A 12,017-nucleotide genomic window follows, 5' to 3' on the forward strand; every position below is an offset into this window, starting at 1 on the left:
CGCACCGCGCCGGAGCGCCATGAAGAGTGCGTCGATCGAGGGGGAGCCGCGGCATGTCCAATCTGATTCTTCACGAATATGCCCGGTCGGGAAATTGCTACAAGATCCGCCTCACCGCCGCCTGTCTCGGCCTTCCGGTCGAGCGGCGCGAATATGACATCATGGCGGGAGCAACGCGGACCCCGTCCTTTCTCGATACGGTCAACGCCAATGGACGAATCCCGGTGCTCCAGGTCGGCGACCGGTTTCTGCCGGAAAGCGGGGCGGCGTGTCTGTATCTCGCCGACGGGTCGGCGCTGCTCCCGGCGGACCGGTTCGACCGCGCCGACATGATGCGCTGGATGTTCTGGGAACAATATAATCACGAACCCAATGTCGCGACGTTGCGCTTCTGGCGCCTGTTCATCGGCGACGATCGTCTGAACGATCTGCAACGCGCGCAGCTTCCCGCCAAACAGGTGGCGGGCGAAGCCGCGCTCGCGTTGATGGACGAGCATCTGAGCACGCGCGACTATTTTGTCGGTGACCGGCCGACGCTCGCCGACATTGCGCTCTACGCTTATACTCATGTCGCGAATGAAGGTGGTTTCGATCTTTCGCTCTACCCGTCTGTACAAAAGTGGCTCGGGCAAGTTGCAGCAATGCCGGGGCATGTAACATTGGACGCTTGAACTGACACGGAACTGTCACGCGTCACGATTCTAAATGTAACACGATGTCGTCATAGCCGCTGCAATGGGAAACCTTAGCGGGGCGAGGCCATGAACGTCATCAGCAAGCTTATGAGCGACGGCAATATTACCGACCTGACGGACTTCGCCAATTCCCATCCGGCGATTCCGGAACGGATCGTGGAGGGACGGCGGCAATATCGGACGATCTGGATTTCCGACGTGCATCTCGGGACGCGCGGCTGCAACGCGACGATGCTGATCGACTTTCTCGATCATGTCGATAGCGAGACGATGTATCTGGTCGGCGACATCATCGACGGATGGCGGCTGAAGAAGAAATTCTACTGGCCATCGGCCCATAACGATATTGTCTGGCGGCTGCTGAAACGCGCGAAGCGCGGCACGCGCGTGATCTATATCCCGGGTAATCATGACGAGGTGTTCCGGCAATTCTCCGGGCTCGATTTCGGCGGCGTGTCGATCCGCCGTCAGGCGATCCATGAAACCGCCGATGGCCGCCGTCTGCTCGTGCTGCACGGCGATGAATTCGATGCGATTACTTTGACGCACCGCTGGCTGGCGCATGTCGGCGATGTCGCGTATGAATTCATGATGGCCCTGAACCGCTGGGTAAACGCGTATCGCCGCTTCTTCGACCTGCCCTATTGGTCGCTGTCGAAACACGCGAAGGCCAAGGTGAAGAACGCAGTCGAATTCATTTCGAACTACGAAGAAGTCGTGGCGCAGGCAGCGGGCAGCCGCGGCGTCAACGGTGTCGTCTGCGGCCATATCCATACTGCCGAGTTCCGCGACATCGGCGGCGTGGAATATTATAATGATGGCGACTGGGTGGAGGGATGCACGGCGCTGGTCGAACATTTCGACGGCCGCATGGAGCTGATCCACTGGGCCGACGAGATCGCCCGGCGCGAACTGCCCGATGACGCACCAGGACAAGCCCGCGCGGGGATCGAGATGATGGCGGCCTGACCAAAGTGCGCATCGCGATCGCCACAGACGCGTGGACGCCCCAGGTCAACGGGGTCGTGCGGACCTTGCAGATGGTCCGTGCCGAACTCGAACGCCAGGGCCATGAGGTGCTGATCGTCTCGCCCGACCTGTTTTATTCGGTGCCTTGCCCGACCTATCCGGAAATCCGCCTGGCCTTTGCCAGCACCTATACGGTCGGCAAGATGCTGGAGGATTTCGCACCGCATGCGATCCATCTTGCGACCGAGGGGCCGGTCTGCGTCGCCGCGCGGCGCTGGTGCCTCAGCCGCGAATTCCCCTTCACCACCGCCTATCACACGCAATTCCCCGATTATGTCGCGGCGCGGACCGGTGTGAATCCGGAATGGGTGTGGCGTTATATCCGCTGGTTCCATGCGCCGGCGCAATCGATCCTCGCCTCGACGCCGTCGATCGCCGAGACGCTGAAGGCGCATGGCCTGACCCGCATCCGGCATTGGGGGCGTGGGGTCGATCTCTCGGTGTTCGGCGCCGATGCCGCACCCGACCCGGCGATCACGGTGCTGCCTGGGCCGATTCAGCTCTATGTCGGCCGCGTCGCGGTGGAAAAGAATATCGAGGCGTTCCTGCAGACCGGCCAGCCCGGCACCAAGGTGATCGTCGGCGACGGCCCCGCACGATCCGCGCTGGAAGCGAAATACCCGGATGCGAAATTCCTCGGCCCCCGCTTCGGTGCCGATCTTGCCGCCTGCTATGCTGCGGCCGATGTGTTCGTCTTTCCGAGCCGGACCGACACGTTCGGGCTGGTGATGATCGAGGCGCTGGCCTGCGGCGTGCCCGTCGCGGGCTATCCGGTGACCGGGCCGATCGACATCTTGAACGACCGTGTCGGCGCGATGGACGAGAATCTCGACACGGCGATCGCGACTGCGCTGACCCGCGACCGTGCGGCCTGCATGGCCTATGGCCGGACCTTCACCTGGGAAGCGAGCGCGCGCCAGTTCCTCGGCGCGCTGGTACCCGCATTCGGCGATGAGGCAGCCGCGGCCTGAGCCTCTTCCCGCTGGATCGCGGCAAAAGGCTCAGCCACATCAGGGACGAAACCCGACTTCGATCAGGATCCGTCCCGGCGCGAAGCAGTAAAAGACCCAGCCGCCCCGCATCGCGCGTGGCGCATTCCAGATAGCGGCATCGGCCGCGACCAGCTGCGCGTAGAGCGCATCAACCTCACCGCGCGACGGCAGGATGAAGCCGATATGATAAGTCGCCACAGCGGTCGAGACCTGGTCCGCGCCGCCGAATTTGGCCACCGGCCGGCTGATGACGAGTTCGAGGCCGGCATCATCGTTGAGGATCGCCAGCCCATCGGCGCCGCGCATTTCGATTTCGGCAAGGCCGAAATGCTCGATCAGAAAATCGCGCGTCGCCGCGACATCGGGGACGTGAAGGTCGAGGTGATTCAGTCGCATTGTCAGCTCCATCAGGGTTCAACCCGCGCTGGAGCCAGTCGAAAAACGGCACGCCCAACGCGAGCCCCCGGCACATGCCGGGCTCGCGTCGTGGGTTCTCACGCAGGAGCGTGGAGCAGAGCTTCCGGATGGAAGGGGTCGGGCTTACCGTGATCCGACCCTGCCTTTTTCGACGCGCCATCGTACCGCCGCCGTGTCGCCGATGCAAATGGCCGAGCACCGCCGCATAGAGGGTCGGCGGGGCGTCGCACGCGCCGCCTTGCCACTCCGCGCCATCCGCAGTAAGTCGGGCGCCAGCACATGGCCGCTCCGAAAGGGGCGGCCCTTTCTGTTTTTAAGGAGTTTCCCCATGGCTCAGCCGCTCATGCCGCATGCGACCGCGTCGTGGCTCGTCGACAATACCTCGCTCTCGTTCGAGCAGATCGCTGAATTCTGCGGCCTGCACATCCTCGAGATCCAGGCGATCGCCGATGATACCGCCGCGACCAAACTGACTGGCCGCGACCCGGTTCGTGCGCACGAACTGACCCAGGAAGAAATCGACAAGGGCCAGGCCGATCCGGAATATTCGCTCAAGATCCTGAAAGGGCCGGAGCAGGTCCGCCGCACCAAGGGCCCGCGCTACACGCCGGTGTCGAAGCGTTCGGACAAGCCCGACGGCATCGCGTGGATCATCCGCAACCATCCGGAGATCACCGATGGCGCGATCGGCAATTTGATCGGTACGACCCGCACCACGATCGCGGCGATCCGCGATCGTAGCCACTGGAATATTGCCAATATCACCCCGAAGGATCCGGTCACCCTGGGCTTGACCACGCAGCGCGAACTCGACGCGGCGGTGGGCAAGGCGGCCAAGGCGGCGGGCCTTGAAGCGCCGGTCGATACGCGGCTCGAAGGCGACCGCGAGGCGCTGATCACCGAATTGCGCGCCCAGCGCGCGCAGGCCGTGCTCGACGCAGAAGCGGTGGAAGCCGGCGAAGCTCCTGCCTCGGCCGAGCCGACCGCCGAGAACCTGTTCAAACGCTGATTCGTCGGCCGCCGCGCGCTGGTTGAGGCCAGTGCGCGGTGCCCGGCTTCTCGTTCATCGACCCGCGGTCACGGCGTGCAGGGCGTCGTCGCCTCCGTCGTCTGCGCTGCTTCGCGCACGCCGAACACCACGAAGCTGATCCCGGCGAGCAGCCAGACGCCGATTCCGCCATAAAGCATGACCCAGCCAAAGCCGTGGACCAGTGCGTCGTGGACCACCGCGCCGGACAGCTCCGGAACCGCTGCGGTATTGCCGGCGGCGATCCGTTCCGCCAGCGAGCGCAACGCCGCATCGTTGACTGAGGACGGCAGCACGCTCCTGAGATACGTCGCGACACCACTGATCAGGATGAAGCCCATCATTGCGATATTGATCGCGAGCGAGATCATCCGCGCGCTCATGTCGATGCCCGACGCCATGCCGGCGCGGTCGCTCGATATCGCCCCCGTCGTGGTGTTGGTGACGGGCGTGTTGGTCAGACCGATGCCGATCCCGGCGAGCAGTGCGCCGGGCAGCATCGTCATCCAACTCGCGTTTGCGGCGGCGCTGCCGGCCTTCATCAGAAAGAAGCCAAGGCCAATGACGAACAGCCCTGCCGGGATGACGAGCGCGGCCCGGTAGCGCAGTGCCAATCGTTCCGCCAATGGCGGTACGAGCAGAGCCGGCAGCGTATAGGCAAGCAGCGCCGTGCCGGTCGTGACGGTGTCATAGCCAAGCCCGGCATGAAACCAGATCGGCAGGTAGATCATGAACGGCCAGAAGCTGATGTTCATCGCCGCCGACCCGACCACCGCGCCGGAAAAGGCCCGGATGCGGAAGACCGAAAAGTCGATCATCGGCCGGGCGCTGACCTTCTCGGCGATGATGAAGGCGATGAAACTCGCGACGGCCAGGCCGATGACCCCAAGTCCGGCCGGGCTGCCGAAGCCCAGCGCGGGCCCTTGCGTGATGTAGAAGGCGAGGCAGAAGACCGACAAGGAGAGAGTGACGATGCCGATGATATCGAGGCTCTCCGCACCGGGGTCGCGCGATTCTCGAACGCCGATCATCGCGAGGAGCGCGGTGACGGCGGCGAGCACGACATGGACGAGGAATACCCATGCCCAGTTCGACAGCGCGACGATCGCGCTGCCGATGATCGGGCCGAAGCCGAGGCCGATCCCGAAGATGATCCCCCACCAGCCGAATGCCATGCCGCGTTCGCGCGGTTCCTGGAATTGATGCGACAGGACTGCGACCTGGCAGATCAGCATGACACCGCCGCTCATGCCCTGAAGGAAGCGCGCGGCGATCAGCACGGCGACGTTGCCGGTGAGACCGCAGATCAATGACGTTGCGCCAAAGGCGATGATGCCGATCAGGAAGATGCGCCTGCGGCCATAGCGATCGGCCAGCGTGCCGGTTGCGAAGAGTACCGTCGTCACCGCGATGGTGTAGGCGTTCATGATCCATTGCAGCGCGCTGAAATTCGCATGCAGCGCCTGTTCCAGCGTGGGCAGGATCGCCGGCACGCTGGAGATTTCCAGGCCGAACATCAGTGAAGAAAGACAGACGGCGGCCAGGGCGATCAGGCTCTGGCTGCGGGATGTAAGGGACATGGTTCGGCCTTTCGACGTCGGATGGGGCCAGAACGAGATAGTGCGCGCTTGATCATAACAGAATTGGATGATTATATATTTCAGAGACGACAGAAGTGGATAGATGCGATGATGACGCTGGACGTGGATGCTGTCCGGGCATTTGTGACGATCGCCGATTTGCAGAGCTTTACCCGCGCCGCCGAGGCGTTGGGCAGCACGCAAGGGGCGATCAGCGTGAAGCTGAAGCGGCTGGAAGAACGGCTCGATCATCGGTTGATCGAACGAACGCCTCGGCAGGTGCGCTTGTCGGCGCAGGGAGCGGTGTTCCTGGAGTCCGCGCGCGACTTTCTCTGCGCCCATGACCGGGCGATTGCCGCACTGTCGTCGTCGCGCCGCCATTTCGCGCTCGGTATTGCCGCGCATGTCGCCGGCCCCGAAGTGCCCACGCTGCTGGCGCGGCTCAACGCGCATGATCCCGGCCTGACGATCGAAGTGCAACTCGACACGTCACGCGCGCTGCTTGATGCCTTTGACCGGGGCGAGCTCGATGCGGCGATCATTCGCCGCGAGGACGACCGGCGCGATGGCGAGGTGCTCGGGCCGGAGCATTTCGGCTGGTTCGCCGCACCGCAGTTCGAGCATCGTCAGGGCGAACCGCTGCGGCTCGCCGCCCTGTCGCCGGTCTGCGGCGTTCGCGACATCTCGACCCAGGCGCTCGACGCCGCGGGCATTGCCTGGACCGAGGTGTTTCTCGGCGGCGGGTCGTCGGTCGTGACGGCTGCGGTGTCGGCGGGCCTGGCGGTCTCGGCATTCTCCTGCCGCCTTGCCCCCGCCGGCTCGGTCGAGGTCAGCCAGCGTTTCGGCCTGCCGCCGCTACCCTCTTCGGAGATCGTCCTGCATTCCACGCTGACCGACGCCAAGTCCCGGGAAGCGCTACGCACCTTGGCATGTGCCTTTCGGGAACACCGGGCGTCGTCCAGCTAAAGGCATCGGGGCCTGTCGGCGACCGGCACATAGTTGTTGGCACGCGCGTCATTCCGTTGCTACCCGCAACCTATGTCGACCGCGCCCCAGTCCGATGCCGCCTTCGTTCCCGACGAGAGCTTCGTGCCCACCAGCCATAAGGGGCTGACCTATCCGTTCGGCGGCGCTGAACCGGCGGACGGTGAAGTGATGACGGTGGCCAAGGGTGTGCGCTGGGTCCGGCTCAAGGTTCCCGGGCCGCTCAAGCATGTGAATTGCTGGCTGCTCGACGATCAGGACGGCGTCGCGCTGATCGACACCGGCATGAACACAACCGAGGCGCGTGCGGCGTGGAAGGCCGTGTTCAAGGGACCGCTTGCCGGCGTGCGGGTGACGCAGATGATCGGCACGCATTTCCATCCCGATCATATCGGTCTCGCCGGCTGGATGTGCGATCATCACGCGGCGCCCCTGGTGATGACGCGCGGCGAATGGCTGACGGCGCAGATGCTTGTCGCCGATGCGCGCGATGCAGTCCCGGCGGAGGTCACCGCGATGCGGGTCGGCGCCGGCTGGAGCGAGGAACAGATCGTTCACGCAGCGGAACGCGGCTGGGCCGGTTTTCGCCGCATCGTTACGCCGCTGCCGCTCAGCTTCACGCGGATCAAGGATGGCGACACGCTGACCATTGGCGGCCAGGCCTGGCATGTGGTGGTCGGGTCGGGTCACAGCCCGGAACATGCCTGCCTGCTCAACGAGGCGACGGGGTTGCTGATCGCGGGTGACCAGGTGCTGCCGCGGATCAGTCCCAATGTCTCGCTCGGGGTGACCGAGCCCAATGCCGATCCGCTCGGCGAATGGTTCGCCTCGATCGCGAAGCTCAGAACCCTGCGTGATGACCTGCTCGTGCTGCCCGGCCACGGGGACCCGTTTACCGGTCTGCATGCCCGGCTCGATGCGATGGATCGCGAGCATCATGAGCGGCTCGACGAGTTGGAAGTCTTTATCGCCGAACCGCGCCGCGCGGTGGATTGTTTCGGCCGCCTGTTTCGTCGCGCGATCGGCCCCGATATGCTCGGCATGGCGACTGGTGAAGCACTGGCGCATCTTCGCCGTCTCGAGATCGAGGGCAGGGCAGTGAAGGACGTGATCGACGGCGTGTGGTGGTATCGCGCGGTTTAAGGAGTGAAATTCCCAACCGTTCGTGCTGCTTGTCGTCTTCTTTGCTTAGAAAAGAAGTACGGCCCTTCGACAAGCTCGGGGTGAACGGGTTAAGGTGGGGCCGACGCCGGGGGGCGATTCAGCTTCGGAGCCGCCAATGTCCGATCTTCGCGACCGCGCCATCCAGATCTATGACGCTTTCACGCATGAACATCGCGATCGCCGTACCTTGCTCCGCGAAATGGCGACGCTGGCCGGATCGGTCGCCGCGGCCGAAGTGCTGATTGCGGGCATTGCCGCATCGCCCGCCGCTGCCGCGATCATCGACCCCGCCGACCCGCGGCTGGTTACGCGCAAGGGCAGCTACGATATTGGTCCCGGCAAGAGCATGACCGGCTATTTCGCGGCGCCGCGCGATGCCAGGGGCGCGGGCGCGGTCATGGTGATCCACGAAAATCGCGGCCTGACACCGCATATCGAGGATGTCGCGCGCCGCGTCGCGCTGGGCGGTTTCTATGCCGTCGCACCCGACTTCCTGTCCGACCAGGGCGGCACGCCGGCCGATGAGAATGCCGCGCGCGACCTGATCGGCAAGGCGAATTATGACGCCGTCATTGCCAGTGCGATCGGAACGATCGCGCGGCTCAAGACGCGCGAAAACGGCAATGGCAAGGCAGGGATCATTGGTTTTTGCTGGGGCGGCGCGCTGGTCAACCGCGTCGCCGTCGCGGCCGGCGATGCGCTGTCGGCCGGTGTGGCTTATTATGGGCCGGCCCCCGCGCCGGAAGAGGCGGCCAAGGTGCAGGCGCCGTTGCTGCTTCATTACGCCGGCAAGGACACCCGCGTCGCGGCAACCGGCGGACCCTGGACCGAGGCGCTCAAGGCGGCGGGCAAGGACGTGACCGCCTATACCTATGAGGGGGTCGATCACGCCTTCAACAACGACACCTCCAAGGAACGCTATAACGAGGCGGCGGCGGCGCTGGCATGGGAACGCACCATCGCTTTCCTGCACAGCCATATTGACGGCTGACCGTTCGACTGTTCTATATATGTTCCATATCTGGAAATGGAGAGTGCGATGAGCCTGACCTTTTATACCAATCCCATGTCGCGTGGCCGGATCGCACGCTGGATGCTCGAAGAGACCGGTGCCGACTATGAGACGGTGGTGCTCGACTTTGCTTCGTCGATGAAGGACGAGGCCTATCTCGCGGTCAATCCGATGGGGAAAGTGCCCGCGATCGTCCATAACGGCCATGTCGTGACCGAGTGCGCGGCGGTCTGCGCCTATCTCGCCGATGCCTTCCCGGAGGCTGGTCTTGCCCCGCCGACCACGGACCGAGCCGATTATTACCGCTGGATGTTCTTCGCCTCGGGACCGACCGAGCAGGCAGTAACCAACAAGTCGCTCGGCTTCGTTCCGACCGCCGACCAGGGCCGGATGGCCGGCTATGGCAATTACGACCTGATGGTCGACGTGCTCGAACAGGCGGTGTCTGCGCATCCGTATATCACTGGCGACAGCTTCACCGCCGCCGATGTCTATGTCGGGTCGCAGGTTGCTTGGGGCACGCAGTTCGGGACGCTGCCGAAGCGTGATGCCTTTGTCGATTATGTCGCCCGGCTCACGGAGCGCGAGGCGTATCAGCGCGGCAATGCCAAGGACGATGCGCTGATGCCGGCACAGCAGCCGGCCTGACCCTCGCGGTAACCCCGCTGCTTCCCCGGCGAAGGCCGGGGTCCAGTGGCGGGGTAGCAGTGATGAGGGCCGCGCTCCGTTACGGCCATCATCCCGGCTGGATCCGGCTTTAGAACTTTCCGACGGAATCGCGGCGCGCCGGCAACGCTGCGATCACCGCGTCGCGCCATTCTGCCGTGCCGCTGGTCCAGCCGGCGATTTCGTCGATCGTCCGCGCGCATCCGGCACACAGGCCGGACACGTCGTCGATCTCGCAGATATTGATGCACGGACTCACGATCCGCACCACCGGGACCGTTTCGAAAATCCCGTCCATGGCGTCAGTCGATGGTGAGCTTGGCGCTTAGGAAGCTGGGCATCGGCCCGTTCCAGCCGTCATCCGGCCCGTCATCGGGATCGCGGCGATTGTCGCGCGCCGGGCGCTCGTCCCGTGCGGGGCGTTCATCGCGGGGCGGTCGTGCTTCGCGCGCCGGCCGTTCTTCACGGGCCGGACGAGCGTCACGCGCAGGCCGTGCCTCGCGTGGTGCACGCGGTGTGCGGGCCGGCGCTTCTTCTGTCTCCGGCGCATCGGTCTCGACCGGCGCCGCCTTGGCCGAACGGCCTTTTTTCTCGGCTGGCTTGGCGCGCGAGCGTCCGCGCGGCTTGGCGTCGCCGTCATCATCGGCCGAAGCGATGTCCGCCGCACCTTCGTAGCGGTCGATCTTCAGGCCGGTCAGCTTCTCGATATTCTGGATATTCTCGGCATCGTCCGATGTCACCAGCGTGAAGGCGACTCCGGTCGCACCCGCACGACCGGTGCGGCCGATGCGGTGGACGTAATCGTCCGGATGCCAGGGCGCATCAAAGTTGAACACATGGCTCACGCCCTTGATATCCAGCCCACGTGCCGCGACGTCGGAGGCAACCAGGATGTTGACGTCGCCGGCCTTGAACCGGTCGAGCTCGGCGATGCGCTGCGACTGTTCCATGTCGCCATGAATCTCCGACGAGCGGAAGCCCTGGCGCTGCAGCACCTTGTTGAGCTCGCGCACCGTGGTCTTGCGGTTGGAGAAGATGATCGCGGTGCGCACATCTTCGGCGCGCAGCAGTTCGATCAGCTTCTCGCGCTTCTTCGATGCCGTGACCGGCACGACCCATTGCTTGATGTTGATGTTCGCCGTCGCGGGCCGCGCGACCTCGATCGTCTTGGGGTTGTCGAGGAACTTGTCGGCCAGCTTCTTGATCGGTGGGGGCATCGTCGCCGAGAAGAGCAGGGTCTGGCGCTGTTTGGGCAGCTTGGTGCAGATCTCCTCGATGTCCGGGATGAACCCCATGTCGAGCATGCGGTCGGCCTCGTCGATCACCAGCAGCGAACAGCCGGTGAGCAGGATCTTGCCGCGTCCGAACAGGTCCATCAGCCGGCCCGGCGTCGCGATCAGTACGTCGACGCCCTTTTCCAGCGCCTTTTGCTGGTCGGTCATCGATACGCCGCCGATCAGCAGCGCCATCGAGAGCTTGTGATACTTGCCGTATTTCTCGAAATTCTCGGCGACCTGCGCGGCGAGTTCGCGCGTCGGCTCGAGGATCAGCGAACGTGGCATGCGCGCACGGCTGCGTCCCTCGCCGAGGATGTCGATCATCGGCAGCACGAAGGCCGCGGTCTTGCCGGTACCGGTCTGAGCGATCGCGACGATGTCGCGCATCATCAGCACGCTCGGGATCGCGCTCGCCTGAATCGGAGTCGGTTCGGTATAACCGGACTCGTTCACGGCTTTCAAAAGTTCGTCGGAAAGGCCGAGATCGGCAAAAGTCATGCTGTGTCCGGAAAAATCAGGCTTGGGGAAAGCCACCAGCCAGTAACGGTGCGCTTGCGGATAAGACGGCAAAAGTCAAGGTAAAGGCGCTCGTTCGACCTTCGGTAACGAGCAACCTAGTCTCTTCCGCGTTTGGATTGGAGTCGCTTGAAGGACGAAATGGGGCAGGCGCGGCCGGAGCGCGAGCGGATGATGTCGCGGTCGGCGCAGATCATGCCGTCGGGCGTCTTCTTGATATAAAAGCCGGCGTAGAAATCGAGCGCAGGGCAATCATTGTCGAGTTTCGCGCGCATCCTGCTGCCATCGGCCATCATCAGGTCGACGCTGTCCTTGCGTGCTTCAGCCGACCCGGCCAGGCTTTGTACCGGGATGCATTTCGGCCCGTTTTTCTCCGCCATCCGCCGGGGCGAGTCCGGGATGACAATATCGGCCACCGGCGGCGGACCGACCGGCGGGCGCGGCACGCGGATGATGATCCGCTGCCGAATCGTCAACTGTGCGACCAGCACGCCCCTGCTGCCCTGATCCTTGTCGGTCGGGGGCGGTGCGGCCAGCAACAGGATCAAAACAGGGACGATCGGATTCGGCATGAACCGTCAATAATTACCGCAAACGTTTGAACAGTCGATGAACTAATGACACTAGGCGCGCAGCAAGTGGGCGCGGGGCATCTGGG

13 protein-coding genes are annotated in these 12,017 nt (G+C 64.1%); 8 read left to right on the forward strand and 5 right to left on the reverse strand.

Going from position 1 to position 12,017, the window contains the following annotated elements; all coding sequences use genetic code 11:
- Nucleotides 1-53 precede the first annotated feature (53 nt).
- From H3Z74_RS02555 to H3Z74_RS02565, 3 genes are all read left to right on the forward strand, one after another.
- Nucleotides 54-671 carry a glutathione S-transferase family protein gene (locus H3Z74_RS02555; RefSeq protein ID WP_187762453.1) on the forward strand — a complete coding sequence of 206 codons (618 nt, stop codon included), beginning with the start codon at nucleotides 54-56 and terminating at the stop codon, nucleotides 669-671.
- A 90-nt stretch (nucleotides 672-761) separates the two neighbouring features.
- A complete protein-coding gene (locus H3Z74_RS02560; RefSeq protein ID WP_187762454.1) occupies nucleotides 762-1,664 on the forward strand; it encodes a UDP-2,3-diacylglucosamine diphosphatase in 903 nt (300 codons plus the stop codon).
- A gap of 5 nt (nucleotides 1,665-1,669) precedes the next feature.
- Nucleotides 1,670-2,695, forward strand: coding sequence for a glycosyltransferase family 4 protein (locus tag H3Z74_RS02565; RefSeq protein ID WP_187762455.1), 1,026 nt, complete (start codon nucleotides 1,670-1,672; stop codon nucleotides 2,693-2,695).
- A 39-nt stretch (nucleotides 2,696-2,734) separates the two neighbouring features.
- Here the strand turns inward: H3Z74_RS02565 and H3Z74_RS02570 are convergent, their stop codons facing one another.
- A complete protein-coding gene (locus H3Z74_RS02570) occupies nucleotides 2,735-3,112 on the reverse strand; it encodes a VOC family protein (RefSeq protein WP_187762456.1) in 378 nt (125 codons plus the stop codon).
- 349 nt (nucleotides 3,113-3,461) lie between these two features.
- Here H3Z74_RS02570 and H3Z74_RS02575 point away from each other — a divergent pair, with 349 nt between their 5' ends.
- Nucleotides 3,462-4,142 (forward strand): DUF1013 domain-containing protein, encoded by a 681-nt coding sequence (locus H3Z74_RS02575; protein ID WP_187762457.1) that lies wholly within the window; start codon nucleotides 3,462-3,464, stop codon nucleotides 4,140-4,142.
- A 68-nt stretch (nucleotides 4,143-4,210) separates the two neighbouring features.
- Here the strand turns inward: H3Z74_RS02575 and H3Z74_RS02580 are convergent, their stop codons facing one another.
- Nucleotides 4,211-5,740: an MFS transporter gene (locus tag H3Z74_RS02580; protein WP_187762458.1), complete on the reverse strand. Its 1,530-nt coding sequence runs from the start codon at nucleotides 5,738-5,740 to the stop codon at nucleotides 4,211-4,213.
- A gap of 108 nt (nucleotides 5,741-5,848) precedes the next feature.
- Between H3Z74_RS02580 and H3Z74_RS02585 the strand changes: the two genes are divergently transcribed.
- The 4 genes from H3Z74_RS02585 to H3Z74_RS02600 all read left to right on the forward strand — a co-directional run bounded on the left by H3Z74_RS02585 (nucleotide 5,849) and on the right by H3Z74_RS02600 (nucleotide 9,548).
- A complete protein-coding gene (locus H3Z74_RS02585) occupies nucleotides 5,849-6,706 on the forward strand; it encodes a LysR family transcriptional regulator (protein ID WP_187762459.1) in 858 nt (285 codons plus the stop codon).
- Between the two features lie 72 nt (nucleotides 6,707-6,778).
- Nucleotides 6,779-7,867 (forward strand): MBL fold metallo-hydrolase, encoded by a 1,089-nt coding sequence (locus H3Z74_RS02590; protein ID WP_187762460.1) that lies wholly within the window; start codon nucleotides 6,779-6,781, stop codon nucleotides 7,865-7,867.
- A 136-nt stretch (nucleotides 7,868-8,003) separates the two neighbouring features.
- Nucleotides 8,004-8,879, forward strand: coding sequence for a dienelactone hydrolase family protein (locus H3Z74_RS02595; RefSeq protein WP_187762461.1), 876 nt, complete (start codon nucleotides 8,004-8,006; stop codon nucleotides 8,877-8,879).
- 48 nt (nucleotides 8,880-8,927) lie between these two features.
- Nucleotides 8,928-9,548, forward strand: coding sequence for a glutathione S-transferase family protein (locus H3Z74_RS02600; protein WP_187762462.1), 621 nt, complete (start codon nucleotides 8,928-8,930; stop codon nucleotides 9,546-9,548).
- 109 nt (nucleotides 9,549-9,657) lie between these two features.
- On the opposite strand, the gene H3Z74_RS02605 is transcribed toward H3Z74_RS02600, so the two are convergent.
- The 3 genes from H3Z74_RS02605 to H3Z74_RS02615 all read right to left on the reverse strand — a co-directional run bounded on the left by H3Z74_RS02605 (nucleotide 9,658) and on the right by H3Z74_RS02615 (nucleotide 11,931).
- A complete protein-coding gene (locus H3Z74_RS02605) occupies nucleotides 9,658-9,864 on the reverse strand; it encodes a DUF1289 domain-containing protein (RefSeq protein WP_187762463.1) in 207 nt (68 codons plus the stop codon).
- A 4-nt stretch (nucleotides 9,865-9,868) separates the two neighbouring features.
- Nucleotides 9,869-11,341 (reverse strand): DEAD/DEAH box helicase, encoded by a 1,473-nt coding sequence (locus tag H3Z74_RS02610; RefSeq protein WP_187762464.1) that lies wholly within the window; start codon nucleotides 11,339-11,341, stop codon nucleotides 9,869-9,871.
- Between the two features lie 116 nt (nucleotides 11,342-11,457).
- Entirely contained in the window at nucleotides 11,458-11,931 is a 474-nt protein-coding gene (locus H3Z74_RS02615) for a hypothetical protein (RefSeq protein ID WP_229726834.1), read from the reverse strand.
- Between the last annotated feature and the right edge of the window lie 86 nt (nucleotides 11,932-12,017).

Origin of the sequence: Sphingomonas alpina (assembly GCF_014490665.1) — a bacterium.
GTDB lineage: Bacteria > Pseudomonadota > Alphaproteobacteria > Sphingomonadales > Sphingomonadaceae > Sphingomonas > Sphingomonas alpina.